At 70.1% G+C, this 24,795-nt stretch carries 23 protein-coding genes; 14 read left to right on the forward strand and 9 right to left on the reverse strand.

Annotated elements, in window-relative coordinates; genetic code table 11:
* Nucleotides 1-78 precede the first annotated feature (78 nt).
* Nucleotides 79-804, reverse strand: coding sequence for an FCD domain-containing protein (locus ACFY1H_RS21125; protein WP_366579242.1), 726 nt, complete (start codon nt 802-804; stop codon nt 79-81).
* A gap of 77 nt (nt 805-881) precedes the next feature.
* On the opposite strand from ACFY1H_RS21125, the gene ACFY1H_RS21130 reads away from it, so the two are divergent.
* Nucleotides 882-1,763 (forward strand): carbon-nitrogen hydrolase family protein, encoded by an 882-nt coding sequence (locus ACFY1H_RS21130; protein ID WP_386948622.1) that lies wholly within the window; start codon nt 882-884, stop codon nt 1,761-1,763.
* Nucleotides 1,760-3,094, forward strand: coding sequence for an APC family permease (locus tag ACFY1H_RS21135; RefSeq protein WP_386948625.1), 1,335 nt, complete (start codon nt 1,760-1,762; stop codon nt 3,092-3,094). Before ACFY1H_RS21130 ends, ACFY1H_RS21135 begins: the two co-directional genes overlap by 4 nt.
* A gap of 139 nt (nt 3,095-3,233) precedes the next feature.
* Here ACFY1H_RS21135 and ACFY1H_RS21140 read toward each other — a convergent pair whose 3' ends face one another.
* Nucleotides 3,234-3,989, reverse strand: coding sequence for an acyltransferase (locus ACFY1H_RS21140; RefSeq protein ID WP_386948628.1), 756 nt, complete (start codon nt 3,987-3,989; stop codon nt 3,234-3,236).
* 53 nt (nt 3,990-4,042) lie between these two features.
* Between ACFY1H_RS21140 and ACFY1H_RS21145 the strand changes: the two genes are divergently transcribed.
* From ACFY1H_RS21145 to ACFY1H_RS21170, 6 genes are all read left to right on the forward strand, one after another.
* Nucleotides 4,043-4,990 carry a nucleoside hydrolase gene (locus tag ACFY1H_RS21145; protein ID WP_386948630.1) on the forward strand — a complete coding sequence of 316 codons (948 nt, stop codon included), beginning with the start codon at nt 4,043-4,045 and terminating at the stop codon, nt 4,988-4,990.
* Nucleotides 4,991-5,649: 659 nt separating this feature from the next.
* Entirely contained in the window at nt 5,650-6,819 is a 1,170-nt protein-coding gene (locus ACFY1H_RS21150) for an NlpC/P60 family protein (protein ID WP_386949376.1), read from the forward strand.
* A 440-nt stretch (nt 6,820-7,259) separates the two neighbouring features.
* Complete coding sequence (locus tag ACFY1H_RS21155) at nt 7,260-8,792, forward strand: TetR family transcriptional regulator (RefSeq protein WP_386948633.1); 1,533 nt, start codon at nt 7,260-7,262, stop codon at nt 8,790-8,792.
* 84 nt (nt 8,793-8,876) lie between these two features.
* Nucleotides 8,877-9,233 carry a GatB/YqeY domain-containing protein gene (locus ACFY1H_RS21160; RefSeq protein ID WP_386948636.1) on the forward strand — a complete coding sequence of 119 codons (357 nt, stop codon included), beginning with the start codon at nt 8,877-8,879 and terminating at the stop codon, nt 9,231-9,233.
* 208 nt (nt 9,234-9,441) lie between these two features.
* The gene (locus ACFY1H_RS21165; RefSeq protein ID WP_386948639.1) at nt 9,442-10,263 is read left to right on the forward strand and encodes a helix-turn-helix domain-containing protein; all 822 of its coding nucleotides are present in this window, start codon (nt 9,442-9,444) and stop codon (nt 10,261-10,263) included.
* Nucleotides 10,264-10,379: 116 nt separating this feature from the next.
* Complete coding sequence (locus ACFY1H_RS21170; protein WP_386948642.1) at nt 10,380-11,102, forward strand: SDR family oxidoreductase; 723 nt, start codon at nt 10,380-10,382, stop codon at nt 11,100-11,102.
* A 399-nt stretch (nt 11,103-11,501) separates the two neighbouring features.
* On the opposite strand, the gene ACFY1H_RS21175 is transcribed toward ACFY1H_RS21170, so the two are convergent.
* Genes ACFY1H_RS21175 through ACFY1H_RS21185 form a run of 3 tightly spaced genes read right to left on the reverse strand, consistent with a single transcriptional unit; the run spans nt 11,502 to nt 12,979 of the window.
* Nucleotides 11,502-11,996: an SRPBCC family protein gene (locus ACFY1H_RS21175; RefSeq protein WP_386948644.1), complete on the reverse strand. Its 495-nt coding sequence runs from the start codon at nt 11,994-11,996 to the stop codon at nt 11,502-11,504.
* Nucleotides 11,947-12,354: an ArsR/SmtB family transcription factor gene (locus ACFY1H_RS21180; protein ID WP_386948647.1), complete on the reverse strand. Its 408-nt coding sequence runs from the start codon at nt 12,352-12,354 to the stop codon at nt 11,947-11,949. The genes ACFY1H_RS21175 and ACFY1H_RS21180 overlap by 50 nt, the downstream gene beginning before the upstream one ends.
* A 31-nt stretch (nt 12,355-12,385) precedes the next feature.
* Nucleotides 12,386-12,979: a cupin domain-containing protein gene (locus tag ACFY1H_RS21185; RefSeq protein WP_366579220.1), complete on the reverse strand. Its 594-nt coding sequence runs from the start codon at nt 12,977-12,979 to the stop codon at nt 12,386-12,388.
* Between the two features lie 90 nt (nt 12,980-13,069).
* Between ACFY1H_RS21185 and ACFY1H_RS21190 the strand changes: the two genes are divergently transcribed.
* The 6 genes from ACFY1H_RS21190 to ACFY1H_RS21215 all read left to right on the forward strand — a co-directional run bounded on the left by ACFY1H_RS21190 (nt 13,070) and on the right by ACFY1H_RS21215 (nt 20,933).
* Entirely contained in the window at nt 13,070-14,074 is a 1,005-nt protein-coding gene (locus ACFY1H_RS21190) for an NAD(P)/FAD-dependent oxidoreductase (protein ID WP_386948650.1), read from the forward strand.
* Between the two features lie 2 nt (nt 14,075-14,076).
* Nucleotides 14,077-14,706, forward strand: a complete 630-nt coding sequence (locus tag ACFY1H_RS21195) for an SAM-dependent methyltransferase (RefSeq protein WP_386948652.1) — start codon at nt 14,077-14,079, stop codon at nt 14,704-14,706.
* A gap of 1,446 nt (nt 14,707-16,152) precedes the next feature.
* Nucleotides 16,153-16,548 (forward strand): MmcQ/YjbR family DNA-binding protein, encoded by a 396-nt coding sequence (locus ACFY1H_RS21200; RefSeq protein WP_366579214.1) that lies wholly within the window; start codon nt 16,153-16,155, stop codon nt 16,546-16,548.
* A 100-nt stretch (nt 16,549-16,648) separates the two neighbouring features.
* Nucleotides 16,649-17,566, forward strand: coding sequence for a DMT family transporter (locus ACFY1H_RS21205; protein WP_386948655.1), 918 nt, complete (start codon nt 16,649-16,651; stop codon nt 17,564-17,566).
* Between the two features lie 52 nt (nt 17,567-17,618).
* Nucleotides 17,619-18,407 carry a hypothetical protein gene (locus ACFY1H_RS21210; RefSeq protein ID WP_386948658.1) on the forward strand — a complete coding sequence of 263 codons (789 nt, stop codon included), beginning with the start codon at nt 17,619-17,621 and terminating at the stop codon, nt 18,405-18,407.
* A gap of 1,587 nt (nt 18,408-19,994) precedes the next feature.
* The gene (locus tag ACFY1H_RS21215) at nt 19,995-20,933 is read left to right on the forward strand and encodes a chitinase (RefSeq protein WP_386948661.1); all 939 of its coding nucleotides are present in this window, start codon (nt 19,995-19,997) and stop codon (nt 20,931-20,933) included.
* Nucleotides 20,934-20,985: 52 nt separating this feature from the next.
* Here ACFY1H_RS21215 and ACFY1H_RS21220 read toward each other — a convergent pair whose 3' ends face one another.
* The 4 genes from ACFY1H_RS21220 to ACFY1H_RS21235 are packed head-to-tail and all read right to left on the reverse strand — an operon-like array spanning nt 20,986 to nt 24,742.
* Nucleotides 20,986-21,747, reverse strand: a complete 762-nt coding sequence (locus tag ACFY1H_RS21220; protein ID WP_366579207.1) for an HAD family acid phosphatase — start codon at nt 21,745-21,747, stop codon at nt 20,986-20,988.
* Between the two features lie 55 nt (nt 21,748-21,802).
* Nucleotides 21,803-22,999 carry a class I SAM-dependent methyltransferase gene (locus ACFY1H_RS21225; protein WP_386948663.1) on the reverse strand — a complete coding sequence of 399 codons (1,197 nt, stop codon included), beginning with the start codon at nt 22,997-22,999 and terminating at the stop codon, nt 21,803-21,805.
* Nucleotide 23,000: 1 nt separating this feature from the next.
* On the reverse strand, nt 23,001-23,966 hold the full coding sequence (locus ACFY1H_RS21230) for a class I SAM-dependent methyltransferase (RefSeq protein ID WP_364055735.1): 966 nt from the start codon (nt 23,964-23,966) through the stop codon (nt 23,001-23,003).
* Nucleotides 23,963-24,742, reverse strand: coding sequence for an enoyl-CoA hydratase/isomerase family protein (locus ACFY1H_RS21235; RefSeq protein WP_386948667.1), 780 nt, complete (start codon nt 24,740-24,742; stop codon nt 23,963-23,965). The genes ACFY1H_RS21230 and ACFY1H_RS21235 overlap by 4 nt, the downstream gene beginning before the upstream one ends.
* Nucleotides 24,743-24,795 lie beyond the last annotated feature (53 nt).

Genomic DNA, 24,795 nt, shown 5'->3' on the forward strand with positions numbered 1-24,795 from the left:
CGTGATGATCCGGATCAGCCGATCGGCTGATGTGCGTCACCGATGAGCCGAGATCAGTCCGTAGTGGACTTTCGCGGGTCAGGAACCCGACACGTCCGACAGTCCGACGAACATCGTCCGGTGCAGATCGCCGACGTGGGCGCGGGTCATGATCGCCGCCTCGTCGGGGTTGCGCGTGGCGATGGCGCGGACGATCACCTCGTGCTCCCGGTTGGACGCCCGCAGCGCCGACATCCGGTACGGCAGGTAGAAGCGGTACAGCTCGCGCAGCACGAGCTCATACTGCTTCACCGCCGCCGCCGGCGCGCCCGAGGCGGCCACGGCGAGGTGGAACTCGGCGTCGAGCTCGTGGAACTCGGCCCACCCGGCCGCGTCGTCCATGCGGCGGACGAGGTCACGCAGCCGTTCGACGTCCTCGTCGGTTCGCCGAATGGCGACGAGCTGGACCAGCCCCGACTCGATCACCAGCCGGTGGTCGATCAGGTCGTGGACCTCGTCCGACGACTCGCGGTAGGCGTTCACCGCGCCGACCCGGCCCGCCGGCGCGTCGGGGGCGACGTGCGTGCCACCGTTGCGGCCGCGCCGGCGCACCAGCACGCCGTCTTCGCACAGCGACACGAGCGCCCGGCGCACGGTGATGTCGCCGACGCCCAGTGCACGTGCGATCTCGCCGTTGGGCGGCAACCGCTCCCCCGGGCCCAGCAGGCCCAGCTCGATCGCGAGGGCGATGCGCGCCCGCACGGTGTCGAGCGCGGACAGGCGCCGGATGCCCGTCAGCGCCGGCGAACCCAGGTCGGCAGCCATGCGGAGACCTTACCCAATAAAACATCTCAAAGTGAACACTATTGTTTAAGTGAGCAAGATGGACTATTTTTCGGCGCATGCCCCGCTCCCTGCCGATCGCGCTGGCGCAGTTGCCACCGCGGCCGTACACCGACTCCGTCGCGGCGTTCGCGGACCAGGTCAGGACCGTGCTGGCCGAGCACCCCGGAACGCGCCTCGTCGCCTTTCCCGAGCTGCATCTCTGCGGGGTCGAAGGGACCGCTGACGAACGCACCGAGCAGCTCAACGCCGCCGCGCAGCCCCTCGACGGCCCGCGAACTCGTGACCTGGCCCAGCTGGCCGGCGACCTCGGCGTCTGGCTTTCGCCGGGCAGCGTCTGCGAACGCGGGGAGCACGGCGAGCTGTTCAACACCGCCCTGGTCTTCTCGCCCGAAGGCGAGCTGGCCGGCAGCTACCGCAAGGTGTTCCCGTGGCGGCCGTATGAGCCTTATGACCCGGGTGACCGTTTCGTGGTCGCCGATCTCGCCGATGAGGGGCGAATCGGCTTCTCGATCTGCTACGACGCCTGGTTCCCCGAGGTCACCCGCCACCTTGCGTGGCTGGGCGCCGAGCTCGTGCTCAACCCGGTGCAGACCACCACGCCCGACCGCGCGCAGGAGCTCGTGCTCGCGCGCGCCAACGCGATCACCAACCAGGTTTTCGTGGCGAGTGTGAATACGGCCGGGCCCGTCGGGGTAGGAGACAGCATCCTGGTCGGCCCGGAGGGCACCGTGCTCGGCGAGCTGCCGGGCGCCACGCCCGGCGTGCTCGCGAGCACGGTCGACCTGGACGAGGTCGCCCGCGTCCGTCGCGAAGGGACCGCCGGCGTCAACCGGATGTGGGATCAGTTCACGCCGGGTGACCAACCGCTGGAACTCCCCCTGTACGGGGGCCGCATCGAGCCGGACCGGTGGCGTCCGCGAGGAGAAGGAGCCCGATGAGCACCACGAAGGTGACCCCCGGAGCCACGCTCGAACGACGGCTCGGGCTGCCCGGCGTCGTCCTTTTCGGACTCGCGTACATGGCGCCGCTGATCGTGCTGGGCACGTTCGGCGTCGTGGCGACGACGACCCAGGGCACGGTGCCGTCGGCCTACGTCGTAGCGCTGGTCGCGATGCTCTTCACCGCCGCGAGCTACGGCAAGATGGCCGCGACGCACCCCGTCGCCGGCTCCGCGTACACGTACGTGCGCAAGGCCATCGACTCCCGGCTCGGCTTCCTCGTCGGCTGGGCGGTGCTGCTCGACTACTTCTTCCTGCCGATGGTGATCTGGCTGATCGGCGGCGCGTACCTGTCGGCGCAGTTCCCGGACGTGCCGAGCTGGCTGTGGCTGATCGCGTTCATCGTGCTGACGACGTTGCTCAACGTGCTGGGCATCAAGATCGCCGAGAAGGCCAACTTCGTCCTCATGGCCTTCCAGGTGCTGGTGATCGTGTTCTTCGTGGTGCTTTCACTCAAGCAGGTGCTCGCCGATGGCCACTCGGTGGCGAGCGGTGACCCGTTCTTCCACCCGGGCAGCACGTTCGGCACGATCTCGGGCGGTGCCGCACTGGCGACGTACTCGTTCCTGGGCTTCGACGCCGTGACGACGTTGACCGAGGAAGCCGTGGAGCCGAAGCGGACGATCCCCCGCGCGATCCTGCTGACGGCCCTCATCGGTGGCGGCGTGTTCATCGTCCTCGCGTACGTCACCCAGCTCGTGCACCCGGGTTTTCTGTTCGACGACGAGTCGTCGGCCGCCTTCGAGATCGCGCGTCACATCGGCGGCTCGCTGTTCGGCGCGGTCTTCCTGGCGGGGCTGGTGGTGGCGCAGTTCGCGTCGGGCATCGCCGCGCAGGCCAGCGCGTCGCGGCTGATGTTCGCGATGGGCCGCGACGGCGTGCTGCCGCGGGTCTTCGGCCGGTTGCAGCCGAAGCTGAACACGCCGGCGTTCGCGATCGTGCTGACCGGCGTGGTCGGGCTGATCGCGCTGGCACTGGACGTGACGACGTCGACGTCGTTCATCAACTTCGGCGCGTTCACGGCCTTCACGATGGTCAACGTGAGCGTGATCGCGACCTGGATCCGCACGCGGCACACGGCTTCGCGCAACGTGCTGACGTGGCTGGTCGCTCCGGTGATCGGTGCGCTGGTCGATCTTTGGCTGCTGGTGAACCTCGACGGGCTCGCCCTGACCTTCGGCCTCGTGTGGCTGGGGATCGGGATCGTCTACCTGGTCGCGCTGACGCGGGGGTTCCGCCAGCCGCCGCCGGAGATGTCGTTCGAGGAGTGACGGGATTCGCCGCTGGATGGCTACGGGTTGCCGTTCAGCGGCGAAAGCCGTTGTCCCGTCGTTGCCGTTCAGCGGCGACAACCAGGCCGTCGCCGCTGAGTGGCGACGGCTGAGTTGTCGCCACTCAGCGGCGAAACCTTCAGCCCTCGCCGAGCGTCTTCTGCAGGGCCTTGTTCGCCTTGCGCGCCATGTCGGCGACGGCTTCGCGGCGGGCGGCGTCGGCGGCGTAGTCGTCCCTCCGGTTGCGCACCACACGCGCGGGCGAGCCCACCGCAATGGAGTACTCCGGGATGTCGCCGCGCACCACGGCGTGGGCACCGAGCACGCAGCCGCGGCCGACGCGCGTTCCCTTGAGGACACTGACCTTCGTGCCGAGCCACGTGTCCGGACCGATGCGCACCGGTGACTTCACGATGCCCTGGTCCTTGATGGGCACGTGGATGTCGGCCGTCACGTGGTCGAAGTCGCAAATGTAGACCCAGTCGGCGACGAGGGTGGCGGCGCCGAGCTCGATGTCGAGGTAGCAGTTGATCACGTTCTGCCGCCCGAACACGGACTTGTCGCCGATGCGAAGGGACCCCTCGTGGCAGCGGATCGCGTTTCCGTCACCGATGTGGACCCAGCGGCCGATCTCGAGCCGGCCGTAGCCGGGGCGGCAGTGGATCTCCACGTCCTTCCCGAGGAACACCATGCCGCGCAGGATGATGTGCGGATTCGCGAGCCGGAACTTGAGCAGGCGGAAGTACCGCACGAGGTACCACGGCGTGTACGCCCGATTGCGCAAAACCCAACGCAACGAGTCACGCGTCAGGAACTTCGCCTGGTGCGGGTCGCGCCGGGCCCGCCGCCAAGCACGCACGCGGGACAACGCGGGCGCACCCCACATCGACGTCATGCCGTTGACCGTAACCTGTGTGGGGACGCCCGCCACAGGCAAGGGGAGCACGGATGGGGAGCAAGCTGATCATCGACACCGACCCCGGTGTCGACGACGCTTTCGCGATCGCGCTGGCGGCGGTTTCCGCCGACGTCGAGCTGCTGGGGGTGACCACGGTCTTCGGCAACGTGCCGCTGACCAGCACCACCGCCAACGCCCGGCGCCTGCTCCAGCTCTGCGACCGCCCCGACGTGCCGGTCGCCGCCGGGGCTTCGCGGCCGTTGGTGCACCTGGGCAAGCGCGGTTCGAGCCACGTCCACGGCAACGACGGCCTCTCCGGTCACGCCGGCTCGCTGCCGGAGGCGACGCGGCCGTTGGAGTCGCTGGACGCCGTGGGACTCATGGTCTCTCTGCTGGAAGCGTCCGACGAACCGGTGACGATCGCGCCGATCGGGCCGCTCACGAACATCGCCGCGCTGCTCGCCGCGCACCCGGGCATCAAGTCGAAGATCTCGCGCATCGTGCTGATGGGCGGCGGCGTCGCGCGCGGCAACAGCACGGCCGTCGCCGAGTTCAACGTCTGGGCCGACCCTGAGGCCGCGCGCCGCGTGATCGCCGAGGACGACGTGCCGTGCGTGATGGTCCCCCTCGACCTCACGCACCGCTGCGCCGTGGACAGCGCGTGGCTGGCGAAGCTCGCCGCGTCGGGGCCGCTGGGCCGGACGCTGGAAGGGCTGACGCCGGACTACCTCGCCCACTACCGGCAGGTCCTGGGCTACGACGGCATCGTGATGCACGACGCCGTGGCCGTCGCGGAGGCGATCAGCCCCGGGATTCTCCAGACGGAGACCTACCCGGTGGACATCGACGTGACCGCGGGGCCCGCGCGCGGCATGACGCTCGTCGACCGCCGCGCGGTGCCGGTCAACCCGACGGGCCGGCCGATCGAGGTCGCGGTCGACACCGACCTCGACGGGCTGCGGGAGTTCGTGCTTTCGAGACTCGCCGGGGGCCGGTGATGGCGCGGCCGCCGGAGGGTTCGCGGCCGTCGCCGCTGGGTGGCGACGACGAGAAGGCGGTGTCGCCGATCAGTGGCGAGGGCCAGGTCAGCGGGCCTTCGCCGGTCGGCGGCGACAACCCGGGCGGCGCCGAGTTGCCAGCCAGGGGCGACGACCACGCGACCGAGCCGCCGCCGGTCAGCGGCGAGGGTTCAGTCGCCAACGAACCGTCGTCGGCCAGAGACATTGGCTCAGCGGTCGACGAGCCGTCACCGTTCGACGGCGATGGTTCAGCGTCCAAAGAACCGTCGCCGGCCAGGGGCGATGGCTCAGCCGCCGGGGAGCTGTCGCCGATTAGCGGCGAGGGCCCGGCGAGCCCTGGACCGTCGCCGTTGGATGGCGAAAATCAGGCCGCCGAGGTTTCGCCCCTCGACGGCGACGCGCAGGAAAACGGTGAGGCTTCGCCGATGGATGGCGACGAGACGACCGCGGCGTCGCCGCTGGACGGCGACAGCGGAGAGGCCGCTGAGCCGTCGCCGATGGATGGCGCCGGGAGTGCTGGCGGGTCGCGGTTCGAAGGCGAGAGGGCGGGCTTAGGAGCGTCGCCGATCAGTGGCGACGGCCAGGTCGGGCGTGGGTTTTCGGGGCTGGTCGAGCCGTTGCCGCCGTTCTCCGCGGCGATGACGGAGCAGCTGTCGCCGCTGAGTGGCGATGGGGAGAAGGCCCAGGTCGGGAAGCGGAAGTCGCGGCGGCGGGGGCGGGCGGTTGTGGTGGTCGCGGCGGTTGTCGTGGCTGTCGCGGCGTTGGTGGTGGCCGTGCAGTTCGCGCCGGGGTCGGGGCAGCCGGCGACGACGGCCGCGGGGGCCTCGTCGTCGGTGCAAGCGCCGATGCCGTCGGCGGCCGCGTCGAGTGCGGCGGTGCCGACGACGCAGCCGAACGTGCCGCAGCCCAGCGAGTTCGACGCGTGGGCGTCGAAGACGAGCCAGTGGCTGGACATCCCGCTTCGGGCGATGACGGGGTATGCGCAGGCGACCGTCACGCTCACCAAGGAACAACCCGCGTGCCACCTGTCGTGGGTGACGCTCGCGGCCATCGGCAAGGTCGCGAGCGACCACGGGCGCGCGCAGGGCGACCACGTCGGCACCGACGGCGCGATGACCAAGCCGCTGGGCACCGTCGAGGTGCGCGACTTCTACGGCCGCGTCGTGTCGACGGCCAACACGTCCGGGCCGATGCAGCTGGCACCGGCGGTGTGGGCGAAGTGGCAGCGCAGCGCGTCGGGTGGCAAGCCCGATCCACAGAACATCGACGACGCGGCCCTCACCGCGGGCCGCGCGCTGTGCGCAGGTGGCCGCGATTTGGCGACGGACTGGTGGAACGCCGTTTCGTCACTGCAGGGCGCGCCCGTTTCGCTGCACCGGATCCTGGCGACGGTGAACGTCTACGGCACCGTCGGACAGAGCAGCCAGGCGCCGAACCCCGCCGTGCTGAGCGCGGTCGACTTCGCGATCGACCAGATCGGCCTCCCCTACGTCTGGGGCGGCAACGGCAGCGGCGACCCCGACCCGGGCTTCGACTGCTCCGGCCTCACGACGGCCGCGTATGGCAGCGCGGGCGTGAAGCTCATGCGCACGGCGGACACGCAGTTCCACAGCGTCCCCCACGTGAGTGAACCCCAGCTGGGCGACCTGATCTTCTACGGTGAACCCACCACGAAGATCCACCACGTCGGCCTCTACATCGGCAACCAGCAGATGATCGACGCCCCGCAGACGGGCCAGGCCGTGCAGGTGCACCCGTACCGCAAGCCCGGCGACGACTACGCCGGCGCGGGGCGGCCGACAGCCTGACGGGGCTACGGCACGTCGGACCTCGCGACCCGGACGCAGACCCGGTTCAAGATGGTCACAGCACGTCGGTCTCCGCGACCCAGCCCCAAGGTCAAGAAGGTCACACCACGTCGGTCCCTGCGGCCGGACCCCAGATCAAGAGGGTCGCGGCGCGTCGGTCCGCGCGATCCAACCCCAGGTCAAGTAGGTCACGTTTCGCCGCGGCGGAAGTCGTCGTCGCGGGCGGCGTCGGTGGCCGTGTTGAAGCAGGTGACGGTGTCCTGCAGCGGTCGTGACGAGTCGGCCGGCCGTCTCGGCGATGACGGCACGCGACCAGCGCGCGGGACGGCCCGGGCGGCCTGGTGTTGTCTCAGCCATGTGCGCGGTCTTGCAGTTGGGTCTCGCTTTCCGACTGCACAAGCGTATAGTCAGCTGCACGATTGTGTAGCGAGGAGGATGTCGTGGCCGAACCCGACGACCTGACGGCACGCGCCCGGATTCGGGACGCGGCGATGCGGCTGTTCGGCGAGCAAGGGTTCGAGGGCGCGACGATCCGTGGCATCGCGGAGGCCGCGGGAGTCTCGTCGGGTCTGGTGCGGCACCACTTCGGGTCCAAGCAGGCGTTGCGCGAGGCGTGCGACGCGCACCTGGTGAAGCTGATCCACCGCCTCAACGACCAGGCGCTCGCGGGCACGGGCGGCAACCACGTGGCGGCCGCGCGGATCGCCGTCGGGCCGTATCAGGCGTACCTCGCGCGGGCGTTGGTGGACGGTGGCGCCGCGCCGTTGTTCGACGAGATGGTGCGGCTGGGGGCGCGGTGGCTCGCCGACGTCGATCGGACGCGGCCGGACGCGCCGAGCGTCGCGCCCGAGGTGCGGGCGGCGGTGAGTACCGCGATGGCGCTGTCGATCACGGTGCTGCACGGGCACGTGTCGCGCGCGATGGGCGTGGACGTGTTCAGCCCCGAGGGCGACGTGCTGCTCGCGCGCGCCCTGATCGACCTCTACTCGCACCCGATGCTCAGCGCCGACGATGCGCGGAAAGCGCTCGACGAGATCGAGCGGCACCAGCGACTTTGGGAGGAACCTGTCATGCCTCATGCGACCCAGCCCCGGATCGCGCCGCTTCCGTGGGAGGAAATGGCGCCGGAGGAGCAGAAGCTCGCGAAACTCGGTGCTGATGAGGTGATCCGGGTGCTCGCGCGGAACCCGTCGTTGATGATGGCTTCGTCGGCACTCGGCGAACACCTGCTGTCGCAAGGCAAGCTGCACCCGCGGGTCCGGGAACTGGCGATCTTGCGGGTCGCGCTGCGGTGTGAGGCGCCGTACGAGTGGGCCAACCACGTGCCCGCCGCGCTCGGCGCCGGCGCGACGGCGGAGGAGATCAACGCGCTGTCGGATCCGGCCGCGGTGTGGTCGCCCGGAGACGACGCAGTACTCCGGGCGGCCGACGAGCTGTGTGCCGACGCGTTCGTCTCGGACGAAACGTGGGCGGCTCTCGCGTCGACACTCGACGAAGCCACGGTCCTAGAGCTGCTGTTCCTCGTCGGCTATTACCGGATGATGGCGGGGTTCCTGAACTCGGCGGGCGTCGAGGTGAAGCCGGGGCAGCCGCAACTCGGTGAACGCGTGATGCCGGCGGTCGTCGCGGGACCGGTCGTGGCCGGCGCGTTGCCGTTCAGCGGCGAAACCGGCGTCGACGGGACGTGGCACATCACCTTCACGCACCCTGCGGGGAGCAAGGAGCTGGTGCTGAACCTCGAAACCCGGGACGACGGCGTGACCGGGTCCATCGTGGACACTCAGCTGGGCGTGACGGTCCCCCTCGTGTCGGGCCGCATCGACGGTCGTCGGCTGGAGTTCACCGCCGTGGTGACCGATCCGGCGCGGTTCGACATCGGCGTGGTGGGCACGGTCGATGGCGACGTGTTCACCGGATCGGTGACGATTTCGGGAGGCGGGACGTTCCCGTTTTCGGGCGTCCGCGTGGGGTGAAGACGCGGAAATGGCGCGCTCGAGATGGTGATCGGCTGCTAGCGTCGGGTTCGTTCGTCCCGACTCCCGGATGGAATCCGCACTATGCGCGCCAGCCTTCGTGCCGGCCTGAAGACGGCACTCAAGAACCGCGACCGCGTCGCCACCACCGCCCTGCGCTCGGCTTTGGCGGCGATCGACAACGCCGAGGCCGTGCCGGTCGATCAGCTGTCCACGGCGACCGGGACGGAACACGTTGTGGGCGCGGCGCTGGGCGTCGGGGCCTCGGAGGCCCAGCGGCGTGAGCTGACGGAGGCGGACGTCCGCGCGATCGTCGAGAACGAGGTGCTGGAGCGCACGACTGCCGCGGACGAGTACGAGACTCTCGGCCGGACCGAGGCCGCGGCGCGGCTGCGCGCGGAAGCCGACGTGCTGAGGCAGCACCTGGAGCCGGCCTCCTGAGGTCCGGATCCGGCCCCGATCGCGGGCCGGAAATCGGCAATGCCCTCGGTGTCGCCGATTTTCGGCAACGGCGCCGGCTGCTTGCGGGTGGCGACGGATTCTCGTTCGCCACGGGGTGGTCCACGGGGTCCGACCGCCTGATCTGCCTGCGGTGAGTCGGCGTGCTCAGTAACCTTCGGGAAGCCGGGACGCCCGGTAGCGTGGTGACGTGAGCGGCAACGAGCTGGGAGAGTTCCTGCGCGCGCAGCGGGCCCGGCTGGCGCCTGAGGACGCGGGCGTGACCAGTCACCGTCCGAGGCGGGTGAGCGGGCTGCGGCGCGAAGAGGTCGCGGTGCTGGCGGGCGTCAGCGCGGACTACTACGCGCGCCTGGAGCAGGGGCGCGAGCGCAACCCGTCCGGGCCGGTGCTGGACGCGATCGGGCGGGCGCTGCGGCTGAACGCCGATGGCCTCTGGCACACCTACCGCCTCGCCGGCCTCGTGCCGCGGGTGCCGGAGCACGCTCGCGACGACGTCTCCCCCGAGCTCCTGCGACTCATGGACACCTTCCCCAACGCGGTCGCGTATGTCACCAATCGGCGCCTCGACCTGCTGGCGACCAACGCGCTCGCCGACGCGCTCCTGTCCCCCGTCGGCAAGCCGGCGAACATGGTGCGCACGCTGTTCCACGAACCGGCGGCGCGCGAGCTTTTCGTGGAGTGGGAAGACATCGTGGCCAGCGCCGTCGATGCGTTGCGGCTCGCGAGTGGCTACGACCGCGAGGAGGTCGGCGAGCTCGTGGACGAACTGCTGGCCACAAGCGAGGAATTCGCCGTTCTGTGGCGAAACCACGGTGTGAGGGGGCTCGCGGGGACGCGCAAGACGTTCCACCACCCCGCCGTCGGCCGGATCGTGCTGGACTACCAGACGTTCGACGTGCGCGACGCGTCCGGCCAGTACCTGCTGGTGGGTATCGCGGAGCCGAACAGCGCGAGTGCCGACGCGCTGGCGTTGCTGGGGTCGTTGCGCGCGGTGGCCGACCAGCCCCGGTGAGCCGAACCAGGGTGTGCCGCTCCTAGGCAACGGCGTCCTTCCGGATGCGTTTCGCCGCGGGCAGCCTCGAGGTCACGACGGTCCCCACGACCGCGCAGACCTCACGAGGAGTACGCATGAACGGCAAGATCGCGCTGATCACGGGCGCGAGCAGCGGCATCGGGGAGGCCACCGCACTGCGTCTGGCCGCTGACGGTCACCACGTCGTCCTGGGCGCCCGCCGCGCCGACCGGCTCGCGGCGCTCACGGAGAAGATCCGCGCGAACGGCGGTGTTGCCGATTTCCGGCAACTCGACGTGACCAGCTTGGAGAGCGTGCGCGCGTTCGTGACGGCCGCGCATGAGACGCACGGCCGGGTCGACGTGCTCGTGAACAACGCCGGCGTGATGCCGCTGTCCACTCTGGACAAGCTCCGCGTCGACGATTGGAACCGGATGATCGACGTGAACCTGCGTGGCACGCTGCACGGGATCGCCGCCGCGTTGCCGCTGATGGGCGAAACCGGGGGTCACATCGTGAACGTCGCGTCGACGTCCGGCCTGCGCGTGGACCCGACGGCGGCTGTGTACTGCGCCACGAAGTTCGGGGTGCGGGCGCTTTCCGAAGGTCTGCGCCAGGAGAACACGAACGTCCGCGTCACCATAGTCAGTCCGGGGTTCACGCACTCCGAACTCGCGGACCAGGGCGGCGATCCCGAGACACAGGCGGCGGCGCGTGCGGCGAGCGAGCAGCTGGGTATCCCGGCTTCGGCCGTCGCGGACGCCATCGCCTACGCCGTGAGCCAGCCGGCGGCGGTGGACGTGAACGAGATCGTGGTGCGGCCCACGGCCCAGACCTGAGCCGTTGCGAACGCGCGCGGCGCGGCGGGACCGGTCGTTTCCATTTCGCGCGGCGGGACCCGCCGTGCTTGCCCGGAGCGAAGGGACCTGTCGTGCCCATCCGACAGGGCAGGTCCCTTCGCGACACCGGATTCGGCACGACGGGTCCGTTCGCAACAAAGGATTCCGCACGAACGGTCCGTTCGCGACACCGCAGTCTGCATCGCGGGTTACTCCGCGACGACGGATCCGGCGGCAGGTCCCTTCGCCGATACCAGAGCCGGCACGACGGGTCCCTTCGCCGATACCAGAGCCGGCACGACGGGTCCGTTCGCGCACACCGTGGTCGGCACCGCGGGTCCCTTCGCGTCACCCGACTCGACCTGGGCAGAACCCGTTGCCGCAGAACAAGTCCGCGAGTCAGGCCAAGGACGCGGCCAGTTCCTCCAGCAAGTCCATCTGCTCCTGCATGCCACCCTCCATACCGGACTCGATGATGGCGTCGCGGACTTCGCGGCTGCCCGTCTCCATGAGGATCGACAGGCTGGTGCGGTCGCCCGAGCCGGCGAAGGTCGCGGTGGTGATGGCGGCGTCGTCGTCGGAGGCGCCGGGGGTTTCGTAGACCTCGCTGCTGACGATGCGTTCGTTCGGGACGATCTCGCGGTACTCGCCGTGGAACGCGACCTCGAAGCCGCCGTTGGCGTCGAGGACGTAGCGCCACCGGCCGCCGACGCGCAGGTCGATCTCGACGGACCGCATGGTGCCGCGGTGGCCCGCCCAGAAGCGTTTGACCAGCTCAGGCGTGGTCCACGCGCGGTAGACGAGGTGCCGCGGGGCGGCGAACTCGCGGGTGATCAGGATCTGGTCATCGGCCGGCAGGGTCACCGTCGCCGTGCCCGTTGTCGTCTCGGTCATGGTCGCTCTCCTCGCCCGTGGATCGGTCGTCGGTGCGTTCGAGTTCCTCCAGCACGGAGTCCAGCAGCTCGAACCGCTCCTCCCAGGAGCGCTCGAACTGCCGCACCCAGTCGTGGATCGGTTTCAGGGCACGGCCGTTGAGCCGGTACAAGCGCTGACGTCCTTCGTCCCGGACGTCGACCGCGCCCACTTCGCGCAGCACGCGCAGGTGTTTCGACACCTGCGGCTGCCCCATGCCGAGCAGCCGGACGAGGTCGTTGACGGGGTACTCGCCACCGGCGAGCACGTCGAGGATCTCCCGTCGCCGCGGTTCGGCCACGGCGTTGAACACGTCGGTCGTCGTCGCTGCTCGTGCCACGCCGACCATCGTATTCCCATATGGGTATGTGTCAAGAGGACGCCGGCCGGGCGCGGACGTGGAACCGCTCCCCCTGTGGCCCGAAAAGGGCGAGAACCTCGCACGGCACGTCGCCGGGGTTGCCGAACCAATGCGGAACGTGCGTGTCGAACTCCACGACTTCACCCGGTTTGAGGATCACGTCGTGCTCGCCGAGGATGAGCCGCAACTGTCCGGAAAGGACGTAGGCCCATTCGTACCCCTCGTGCACGCGCGGATCGGGGTCCGTGTCGGGCCAGTGCGGCGGGAAGATCTGCTTGTACGCACGCAGCCCGCCGGGCCGGCGCGTGAGCGGCAGGAACGTGACGCCGTGCCGGACGAACGAGTGCGTGCGCAGCCGAGGGTCGCTGGTCGGCGCGGTGCCGACGAGCTCGTCGAGCGGCACCTGGTGTGCGCGTGCGAGGGCGAGCAGGAGCTCGAGCGTCGGCTTGCGCTGGCCGGACTCGAGGCGCGAGAGCGTGCTCACCGAGATGCCGGTGGTCTCCGACAGCTGGGCGAGCGTGGCGTTGTTCTGCTGGCGGAGCGCGCGCAGTCGCGGGCCCACCGATTCGAGGACGCCGTCGACGTCCGGGAGTTCACCGTCCATGACTCCATTTGCTACTTCGGCAAACGTATTTGTCAAGTCGGCGAGATCTGCGGATAGTCCGAGGGGAGGGACGAACTACAGGAGGACCAGGTGAACGAGAACTATGACGTCGTGGTGGTCGGCGGCGGTGCCGCGGGCCTCAGCGGCGCGGTGGCGCTTGCGCGCTCACGGCGTTCCGTGCTCGTGGTGGACGCCGGCGAGCCGCGTAACGCGCCGGCCGGCCACGTGCACAACTACCTCGCCCGCGAGAGCACGCCGCCCGGCGAGCTGCTGGCGGCTGGGCGGGAAGAGGTCGTGGGGTACGGGGGCGAGATCGTCGACGGGGCGGTGACCTCGGCCGTTGCGCTGGACGGCGGCGGGTTCACCGTGGCTCTCGCCGATGGGAGGACCACGCGGGCGCGTCGCCTCCTGGTGGCGACGGGGCTCGTCGACGAGTTGCCGAACGTTCCGGGCGTCGCCGAGCGGTGGGGACGCGATGTGCTGCACTGCCCGTACTGCCACGGCTGGGAGGCACGTGACCAGGCGATCGGCGTGCTGGCCACGAATGCGATGGCCGTCCACCAGGCGCTGATGTGGCGGCAGCTGTCGGATGACGTGGTCGTTTTCCGGCACACGGCCGCGTTCGACGAGGAGCAGCTGGCGCAGCTGAGCGCGCGCGGGATCCGGGTCGTCGACGGCGAGGTGACGGCGCTGCGGGTGGAGGACGACGCGCTCACCGGTGTCGTGCTGCGCTCGGGTGCGGTGGTGGCGCGGGACGCCGTGGTGGTCGCGCCGCGGTTCACGGCGCGGGCCGACGTGCTCGTGTCGCTGGGGCTGGAGCCGGTGGAGCTGGAGGTCGACGGGCACGTGATCGGCAGCTCGGTGCCGGCCGACGCGAACGGCGCCACGTCGGTGCCCGGGGTGTGGGTGGCCGGGAACGTGACCGACATGAAGTCGCAGGTCGTCGTGTCCGCGGCGGCCGGGCTGACGGCCGGCGCGGTGATCAACGGCGATCTCGTCGCCGAGGACGTACGACGGGCGCGGGAGCCCTTCGCGCACGAAATGGAACGACAGGTTGCCGCGCTGGTCGGCGGCTCGACGAAGCACGGGGTGTGACGATGGCTGAGCAGCACGAAGAAGTCCCCATCGACCAGGATTCCTGGGACGAGCGATACCGGTCAAAGCCGGCGATCTGGAGTGGGCGGCCCAACGCGCAGCTCGTGACGGAGGCCGCCGACCTGCGCCCGGGCAGCGCGCTCGACGCCGGCTCCGGCGAAGGCGGCGACGCGCTGTGGCTTGCACAGAACGGCTGGCGCGTGACGGCCGCGGACTTCGCGGCCACCGCCCTCGACCGGGGTGCGGCGCAGGCGGCCGAACAGGGCCTGGGCGACCAGATCCGGTGGCTGACGACGGACCTCACGACGTGGGTGCCGGACGAGAAGTACGACCTCGTCACGTCGCACTTCCTGCACCTGCCGACGGCCCAGCGCGTCCCGATCTTCGCGCGGCTCGCGGATGCCGTGGCGCCGGGTGGGACGTTGCTCATCGTCGGCCACCACCCGACCGACGTGGAGGGCGCCGCGCACCGGCCGAACGTGCCGGACATGTTCTTCTTGGCGGAGGATGTGGCGGCGACGTTGGATGAGTCGTGGGAGTCCGTGGTGAGTGACGCGCGGGAGCGGGCGCACGTGATCGAGGGGCATGAAGTGTCCATTCGCGACACGGTGTTGGTGGCGAGGAAGCGGTGAGTTCGTTGGCCGGGCGCCTGTTGCCTTTGAGTGGCGACGGGTGTCCGGCCGGGTTTGTCGGCGGTGGATGGTGGTCGTCGCCGTTCAGGGGCGACGGTGTTCGCCGGTGGGTTGCGACAGGTTGCGCCGTTCGCCGTTCAGTGGCGATGGGTCGCGCCGCCGCTCGCCGGTGAGCGGCGACGGCATTCGCCAGTGGGTTGCGACGGTCGCACCATTCGCCATTCAGCGGCAACGGGGCGCGCCGGCACTCGCCGGTGAGAGGCGACGGTTCGCCCGAGAGGGGCGACAGGTTGCGCCATTCGCCGCCCAGCGGCGACGGGTCGCGCAGCCGCTCAGGGGTGAGAAGCGACGGCATTCGCCAGTGGGTTGCGACGGTCGCACCATTCGCCATTCAGCGGCAACGGGGCGTGCCGGCACTCGCCGGTGAGAGGCGACGGTTCGCCCGAGAGGGGCGACAGGTTGCGCCATTCGCCGCCCAGCGGCGACGGGTCGCACAGCCGCTCGCCGGTGAGAAGCGACGGCATTCGCCAGTGGGTTGCGACGGTCGCACCATTCGCCATTCAGCGGCAACGGTCCCCACCGGCACTCGCCGGTGAGAGGCGAGGATTCGCCTGCAGGTGGCGACCAGCCGCGCCATTCGCCGCTCAGCGGCGACGGGTCGGGCGGTCGCTCGCCGTTCACTGGCAACGGCGTTCGCCCGTGAGTGGCGAGGGGTAGCGTGATTCGCCGCTCAGGGGCGACGGGTCGCGCAGCCGCTCGCCGTTGAGCGGCAATGGCATTAGCCAGTGGGTTGCGATGGTCACGCGATTCGCCACTCAGTGGCAACGGGTCCCGCCGCCGGGTTGCCCGCGGCGGTCAGCAGACTGACCCAGCAGTAAGTGACAATCACGCCTGCTGCCACTCGCCGGTGAGCGGCGACGGCATTCGCCCGCCAGTCGCGACAGGTCGCGCGATTCGCCAGTGAGTGGCGACGGGTCGTGCGGCGGCTCGCCGTTGAGAGGCGACGGCAATCGCCCGCCAGTGGCGACAGGTCGCGCTATTCGCCACTTAGCAGCGACGGGTCGCGCAGCCGCTCAGCGGCTACGGCGCTGACCGGTGAGTGGCGACGGGTCGCGCGGGCGCTCGCCGTTGAGCGGCGATGGCGTTCGCCGGCAAGTGGCGACGGGTTGCGACGTTCATGGTTGAGGGGCGAGGGGTCACGCCTCTCGCCGTTTGATGGCGACGTCTCGAGCCATTCGCCGTCTAGTGACCGGGTCGCGCGGCTCGTCGTTGAGTGGCGACGGCGTTCGCCCGCGAGGGGTTACAGGTTGCGGCGTTCGCCGGTCAGTGGCGACGAGTCGCGCGATTCGTCGTTGAGCGGTGAGGGTGTTCGCCCGTGAGGGCGAGTGGCTGGTGGGCGGGTGAAAAGGGGCGCCGCCCGGACGGGGGCGGGTTAGCCTGGGCGGCATGGCGACTTGGGAGGACGTGGCGCGGCTCGGGGCGCGGCTGCCGGGGACGGAGCTGGTCGTCAAGAGGGATGCGCGGTCGTGGGGTGTGAAGGGTAAGGCGTACGCGTGGGAGCGGCCCTTGCGCAAGACCGACCTGGACGCGCTCGGGGACGCGGCGCCGGAGGGCGACGTGCTGGCGGTGCGGGTGCCGGATGTCGGGGCAAAGGAGGCGTTGCTGGTGGACGAGCCGGGCGTCTTCTTCACCACGCCGCATTTCGACGGGTATCCGGCGGTGCTCGTTCGGCTGGCCGAGATTGATCTGGCGACGCTTGACGAAGCCCTCGTCGAAGGGTGGCTGTGCCGGGTGCCGAAGAAGGTCGGGAAGCAGTATCTGGAGGAGCGCGGCGTCGGCTGACATCGTCCAGCTCTCCTTAACGATTCGTCCAAGATCTTTCACTTGTCCTGTCGATCGGGCTGGGGCAGCGTGGAAGGCGAATCGACCAGGGGGAGCGCGGATGTCGGGCAGCGGCACGGTGGTGCGGATGGCGGCGCTGGCCGTGCTGTGGGGCTCGACGTTCCTGTGGATCAAACTCGCCCTCGAAGGCTTTGCGCCGGTGGTCGTGACGGTGGTCCGGTGCGCACTCGGGTCCCTGGTGTTGCTCGGGCTCGCGGTGGCGGCGCGGCAGAAGCTGCCGCGCGACCGGACGACGTGGGGGCGGCTGACGGTGGCGGCGTTGTTGTGCAACGCGGTGCCGTTCGGGTTGTTCGCGGTGGGCGAGCGGACCGTCGACTCCGGGGTGGCCGGCGTGCTCAACGCGACCACTCCCCTGTGGTCGCTGCTGATCGGCCTCGTGCTTGGTGTCGAGCGAGGCATCCGGCCGATGCGGCTGGCGGGTCTGCTGATCGGGTTCGCGGGGACGTTGCTGATCTTCGCGCCGTGGACGCGGGCGGGACTGGCGAGCTGGGGTTCGCTCGCGCTGCTCGGGGCGGCGGTGAGTTACGCGGTCGCGTACGCGTACATGGGGCGGAAGCTCGTGGGTCGCGGGACGGAGCCGTTGGCGTTGTCGGCCGCGCAGTTGCTGGCGGCGACGGGGCTGAGTGCGCTGGCGTTGCCGGTTGGTTCTGTGTCGTCGCCGCACGTCACCGTGTTGTCGGTGGTGGCCGTGGTGGTGCTCGGGGTGTTCGGCACCGGCGTGACGTTCTACCTGAACTACCGCCTGATCGCCGATGAGGGGCCGACGACGGCGGCGACCGTCGGGTATCTGCTGCCGGTGGTGTCGGTGGTGCTCGGTGCCGTGGTGCTGGGCGAGGAGATCGGGGCGCGCGTGGTGGTGGGGATGGTGGTGGTGCTCGGGGGTGTCGCTGTCTCGCGGCGACGGCGGCCGGTGGCGACCGTGTGCCGAGTGGGCGCCGAACTCCGGGAAAGCGGCTAAACTTCGCCCGCGCGTCCGCGAGTGCGGACGGAACCGGTCGAGGGAGGCGCGGATGCGCAGGCTCGTCGTTGTTCTTGCGGTGGTCGTCGCGGCGTTCGGGGCGGCGGGGGTGGCGTCGGCCACGACGTCGGTGAGCGTGGGCGGCGCGGTGGCGAAACCGCGGTCGTTCTCGGCGGCCGAGCTGGCGGGCGCGGATCTGGAACAGGTGGTGACGGGGCTGTCGCCGATGCTGCCGCCGGGCAAGAACACGATGCTGCGGGTGACGGTGACGGTTCGCGGCACCAACCACGCCGTGACGTTCGCGCTGGCGGAGCTGGATCCGTCGTTCGGCAATCACCCGGCGGTGTTCCGGGCGGGCCGGCATGGCGTGGATCTGACGGTGCCGGGTGACCGCAACGCCTCGCGCACGGTGACTGACGTTCGGTCGGCGACGGTGCTTGTGTCCGACGCTGCTTCGGCGACGCGCGCGGTGCGCGTGACGGTGGGGCGGCGCGTCGTGACTCTGCCGCCGGAGCTGCTCGCCCACCTGCCGCGGCGGACGGTCACGGCGAAGTTCGGGTCGGACGCGGGGCAGCAGACGCACACGGAGTCGGGGCCGGCGCTTTCGCTGGTGCTGCTGCTGGCTGGTGTGCTGCCGACGTCGGACAAGACGGTCATCGCGGTCGGGTCGGACGGCTATGGGGCCGCGGTGACGCTGGCTGAGGCTTCGGTGGGCGGGCGGCCGCTGCTGCTGTCGACGGTGGAGGACGGGAAGGCGCTGGACCTGCCGCGGTTGGTGCCGTTGGGGGATGTCAAGGGTGGGCGGTATGTCTCGGGGGTTACTGCGCTCGCTGTTGGGTGAGGTCGGTTGGGTGTTCGGTTGCCTACGGCGTTGTGGGGCTTGCGGGATGCCGGATGGGGTGCGCAGTTGACGGCGGCGCTGTGGCGCTCGCAAGATGCCGGATGCGGGTCGCGTTGACGGCCGCACTGCGGAGGTCGCGGGATGCCGACTGGGGTGCGCACTTGACGGCCGCGATGTAGGGCTTGCGCGATGCCGCTTGGGGAGTTCGGCTGACGGCAGCGCTGTGGGGCTCGAGGGATGTCGGATGCGGGTTGCGCTGACGGCCGCAGTGTGGTGCTCGCGCGATGCCGGTTGGGTGTTCGGCGGATGCCAGCGCCGTCGGGCTCGCGGGATGTCGGATGCGGGTCGCGTTGACGGCCGCGATGTGGGGCTTACGCGACGCCAGTTGCGGTGCGCAGTTGGCGGGCGCGATGCGGGGCTCTCGCGATGCCCGATGCGGTGCGCAGTTGACGGCGGCGCTGCGGGGCGCGCGGCCGGTTGGGTGTTCGGTTGATGGCAGCGCTTTGGGAGCTCGCGGGATGTCGGATGCGGGTCGCGTTGACGGCCGCGGTGTGGGGCTTACGCGATGCCAGTTGCGGTGCGCAGTTGACGGCCGCTCTGCGAGGCTTGCGGGGTGTCGGTTGCGGATCGCGCTGACGGCCGCAGTGTGGCGCTTGCGGAATGCCGGTCGCGGTGCGCAGTTGGCGGGCGCGATGTAGGGCTTGCGCGATGCCGCTTGGGGAGTTCGGTTGACGGCGGTGCTGCGGGAGTCGCGCGATGCTCGATGCGCGGCGGCGATGTCGGGCTTGCGGAATGACGGTTGCGATGGACAGTTGACTGCCGCCTTGTGGAGCTTGCGGGATGCCGGTTGAGGTGTGCAGATGACGGTGGCGCCTGGAGTTCGCGGAGCTGACGGGAACGGGTGGCGGCGATCGCGTTGGTCGGGGGCGAGTTGTTGGTGGCGCGTCGAGCTGCCGTGTGGGGTGCTCGGCGGTGGTCAGCGGGCAGTGCGATCGTGGCTCGGGGAAGGTCGCAGGCGGTGTGGCTCCTGGATAGCGGAGATCGCGCGGGGTGCCACGGCGATATGTGCTTGGAGGCGGGATCTTGGCGAGCGGTGGAAATTGCGCTCGTTCGCGGTCGGTGGCGTGCCTTGTGACGCGGCAACCCGCGCGTTGGCAAGGGCCCACCCTCCCGGGGGCCGCCCATGATCCATTTTACCGGGGTGTACCGACAGGAACCGGCGTCAGCGGGAGTTATCCACATCTGATGTCGGGTTGTGGATGACCGGAAAGGACTCTGAGGAGTCAAGGGGGCTCGACGGGCGAAGAGTCGAGCGGGGGAGCTCGGGGAGAGCCGCGGTGGCCGGCCGGCCGAAGTTGCGGGCGAAGGCGAACGGAGAGGCAAGCCCTACGGAAAGTGCAGGTCAGCCACAGCGTTGCCGATGATCGGGACTGCGTGGCATCCGAATGGCCTATGGCCCGGCTCACATTATTGGTCTATACCATTTGGACAAGGTTTCCCCGCTCTCCAGGTCCCCGCTGTGGAGGTTTCACCATGAGGCTCCCCTCTCCCCGGAAGTTGATTGCTGCGTTGGGTGGATTGGCGGCTGTGGCCGCCGGGTTGGCTGCGCCGGCGGGTGCGGCGCCCGCGGTGCCGGCGGCGGCCGGGTCGCCGGTGCCGGTGGCGCCGTATGTGGATATGGGGGCGTGGCCGACGCCGGTGCTCTCGACGATGTCGTCGAAGGGTGGGGTGAAGGGGTTCACGCTCGGGTTCGTGACGGGCGCCGGGTGCAAGGCCAGCTGGTTCAACGCGTACGACCCGCGCTCGGCGTGGCAGGCGAGTGAGATCGCGAAGATCCGGTCGGGCGGGGGTGATGTGAAGGTGTCGTTCGGTGGGGCGTCGGGGATTGAGCTGGCGCAGGCGTGCAGCAGTGTGTCGTCGCTGGCGGCGGAGTATGACGCGGTGGTGAAGGCGTATGGGCTGAAGTACATCGACCTCGACATCGAGGGTGCCGCCGTGGCCGACACGGCGTCGATCCAGCGGCGGTCGCAGGCGCTCAAGACGGTGCAGAACAACAATCCCGGGCTGAAGATCTCGCTGACGCTGCCGGTGCTGCCCAATGGGCTCGACAGCAACGGCCTGGGCGTCGTCAACGCGGCCAAGGCGGCGGGCGTGAACCTGGACCTGGTCAACGTGATGGCCATGGACTACTACCAGGGCGCGGGCGACCAAGGGGCGAAGGCGATCTCGGCCGCCAAGGCGACGCAGGCGCAGCTCAAGTCCATCTTCGGGCTGTCGGACGCGGCCGCGTGGAAGAAGGTCGGGCTGACGCCGATGCTGGGCGTCAACGACTCGCAGAACGAGATCTTCTACCAGAAGGACGCCACCGCCGTGGTGAACTTCGCGAAGAGCGTGCACCTCGGCATGCTGTCGTTCTGGGAAGCCGGCCGCGACGCGAACGCGTGCAACGGCGCGCTTTACCGCTGCACCAACGTTTCCCAGCAGCCGTACGAGTTTTCGAAGATCTTCTCCGGCTACACCGGCTGACCGGTGACCCGGCCTGGGTGTCCTCAGTGGACGCCCAGGCCGGGCGACGCCGTCAGGGCAGGTAGTACATCGGGTTCGGCAGCTTGACCGGGTTGTCGGCGTAGCCGCCCTCGAGGTCGCTGAACTGGTCGCCCAGGTTGAGCACGATGTGGGCACCCGTCGCCTGGATGTGGGCGCGGGTGCCCGACTTGTACTGGATCGTGGTGCAGGTCAGGCCGCACGGCAGGTAGTCGGGCGCCGTGCCGGCCGGCTTGAAGAACGCGCCCGCCGGCGCCGGGTAGCCCTCGTTGGCCAGGTTCTTCAGCGACTGCGGGCCCTGCGGGGTGCTGCGGCCCGTCAGGAAGTAGACCTTCACGCCGCGCTGCGCGGCCCAGTTCGCCAGCTCCAGCACGGGCTTGTTGGCCACGAATGTGCCGTTGTCGATCGCCTGCTGCTGCTTGACCGGGTCGAACCCGAAGTCGTTGTCGGCCTCCCAGCCGTAGGTGACCTCGGACGTGTCGTCGACGTCGAGCACGATGGCCGGGTTCTTCACCTTGCCGAGCTTCTGCGTGAGGTAGCGCTTCGCGTCGGCCACGACCCGCTTGGTGTCGGTGACGAACCGGCTCGAGTCGGAGTAGTGGTGTTTGCCCGACGCGTCGAGGTAGTCGCCGTAGTAGGCCTTCACGTCGTTCTTGACCTGGCCGATGTTCGCAGGCTCCCGACCGTGGGCGGCCGTCACCGCGTCGGAGCCGGCCAGCGCGGTCGCACCACCCGCGACGGTGGCGCCGATCGCCGCCGCGGCGGCGAGCTTGAGCAAAACGGGAAAACGGGACACGGCGAACCCCTCCAAGGTGAACTTCAGGTAAAGTGCGCCCGAAATCTACGCCACCTCAGGCGGCAGGAGAACCCTCCGAAGGGATGCGTTCGGCGCGGCAGACGAAGGCCACCGGCGACCGGCCGATGCGCGTGAGCACCACAGTGGACTCCGCGCTGCCCCGTGGTTTCAGGCGGCGGCGCAAGGCGTCCGGGTCGACGTCGAGGCCGCGGACGAGGATCTCCAGGCGGCCGACGCCGTGGCGCTTCAGCGTGGCACGCAGGGCTTTTTCGCTGTACGGGCCGTGTTCCAGCACGCGGAAGGCGCGCACGCCCGGCGGCGGCGTGTCACCGGTCAAGTACGCGATGCGTTCGTCGAGCTGCCACAGGCCGTGGCGCGCCGCGTAGTGGCGGACCAGGCCGGCACGCACGACGGCGCCGTCCGGGTCGATGATCCACTCCCCCGGCGGCTGCGCAGGCAAGTCGTCCGGATCGGTGTCGGTGACCGTCCACTGAGTACCGTCCGAACGCAGCACCGTAGCCCGACGGGAGACACCACCCTCCAAGCCCCGCCAGAGACAGGCCTCGCGGACCGCGCCGTCGAGCGAGACCAGCTCCACTTCCGAAGCCCACGGCGCGATGGCGAAGTCCAGGCCCGGCGCGCACTTCACCGACAACGTCCGCCCGGCGTAGGCGTCGACTAGCTCGTCCAGCGGCGGTAGGAAGTCCGCCGGTTTCCACGTGCGCCGCCCGGCCGAGTCGCGGCGGGCCGGGTCGGCGACCACGACCGTGTCCCGGCTGACCGGGCGCAGAGCGTCGGCCTGCACCACACCGACCGCGACCGAAGCCGCGGAAGCGTTGTGCCGCGCCATCTCCAGCCGTACGCGGTCCACATCGGACCCCAACGTCCGAGAAGCGACCCGCGCCAGCTCCACCAGGTCGGCGCCGACGGAGCACGTCACGTCGTGCACGTCGCGGCCGGCCAACCGGGACGCGCGGTGCCGCGCCACCGCCGTCGCGCTCGCCTGTTGCAACGCGTCGCCCGTGAACAGCCACGAGTCCGCATGAGACAGCTTCGAAGCCGATTTCCGCCGCAGCACCACCGTTTCCAGCACCGCCGCGGCGAACCGCTCCCCCACCGAGCGGCGCACGGCGGCGACGTCGGCGATGCGGGAAGCGTCCGTCAGCGGCAGCGCCGCGCAGTCGGCGAGCGCCGCCCGTCCCGCGGCGGAGCGCAGGAAGGCGACGTCGTCGAGCGAGAAACCGTAGGCCAATTCAGGAAGGCCGCTTGGTCCCGGTGATCATCACGTTGTAGAACAGCTCACGCGGCAGCACCTTCGAGAGCACCTTCTTGTCCAAAGCGGACAGCCGCAGCCACAGGTGGTAGGCGAACATGCGCCACCGGACCGTGAGCTTCTCCTGCGGGACAGCCGCCTCGAACGTGCGGATCGGCCAGCCCGCGAGAGCCGCCGAGAACTCGTCCGTCACCGCGCGCACATCCTGCGCCCCGGCGCCGCGCGCCATCCCCTCGAGTTCCGACGGGTCGAAGGTGTGGATGTCCACCACGGCTTCGAGAGCCGCCGCACGGGAGGATTCGTCCAGTTCGGACTGCGGACGCCGCCAGCCGGTCAACGCGGGCAGCTTCGTGACACGCGTGGTGAGGTACCAGGTGATCTGGCCGAGCTTGCGCGCGTAGAAGTCGCCGACCTTGGTCGGCTCGCCCGCGAAGACGAACCGCCCGCCCGGCTTCAGCACGCGCAGCACCTCGCCGAACGCCTGGCGCACGTCGGGGATGTGGTGCAGCACGGCGTGACCCACCACGAGGTCGAAAGTGTTGTCCTCGTACGGGATCCGCTCCGCGTCGGCCACGCGGCCGTCGACGTCGAGGCCCAGCTTCTCCGCGTTGCGCAGCGCCACCTGCACCATGCCCGGTGAGAGGTCCGTGACGGAACCCTTCTTCGCGACGCCGCCCTGCATGAGGTTCAGCAGGAAGAACCCGGTGCCGCTGCCCAGCTCCATCGCGTGGGTGTAGGGCTGGCCGTCCTCGCCCGCGACGGCGTTGAACACGTCGGTGGCATACGAGATGCAGCGCTCGTCGTACGAGATCGACCACTTCTCGTCGTACGTCCCGGCTTCCCAGTCGTGGTAGAGCACGTTGGCGAGCTTCGGGTCGTCGTAAGCGGCCTTGACCTCGTCGGCCGTGGCGTGCGGGTTCGGGGCCGGGTCGGTCACGGCGGTCACTTCCCCTCGAAAGTGGCCTTGCCGGGGCCGTTCTCGATGAAGGACTTCATGCCGTTCTTCTGATCCTCGGTGGCCCACAGCGCGGTGAACAGCTGCGTCTCGATCTTCAGGCCGGTCGCCAGGTCGACGTCGAGACCCGAGTCGATGGCGGCCTTCGCGGCCTTGAGCGCCACGGCGGGACCGTTCACGAACTGCGCGGCCCACTTGTGCGCGGCGGCGTACACGTCGTCCGGCGCGACGACCTCGTCGACGATGCCGAGCTTCAGCGCTTCGTCCGCCTTCACGAACCGGCCGGTGTAGATGAGGTCCTTGGCCTTGCTCGGGCCGATCAGGCGCGAGAGCCGCTGCGTGCCGCCGGCACCCGGGATGATGCCGAGCTGGATCTCCGGCTGGCCGACCTTCACGTTGTCGCCCGCCACGCGCCAGTCGGCGGTGAGCGCCAGCTCCAGGCCGCCGCCGAGGGCGTAGCCGGTGATGGCGGCGACGACCGGCTTCGGAATGGCCGCGACCAGCGAGCAGGACGCGGTGAGCTCGGCCCCGAACTTCGAGATCTCCGGGTAGGTGCGGTCGCCCATCTCCTTGATGTCCGCGCCACCGGCGAAGGTCTTCTCGCCGCCGTAGAGGATCACCGCACGCACGTCTTCGCGGTTCGACGCCTCGCGCGCGGCCTCGGCCAGCTCGGTCTGCAGCTGGTTGTTGATCGCGTTGACCGGCGGCCGGCTCAGGCGGATCGTGCCGACGCCGTTCTCGACCTCGAGGTTGACGAACTCTCCCACGCGACTTCCTCCTCGTTGACGGATGCCGGCAGGCTACCGGCCGGTACGCCCGA

The sequence above is a fragment of the Amycolatopsis sp. NPDC001319 genome (genome assembly GCF_042896185.1).
GTDB lineage: Bacteria > Actinomycetota > Actinomycetes > Mycobacteriales > Pseudonocardiaceae > Amycolatopsis.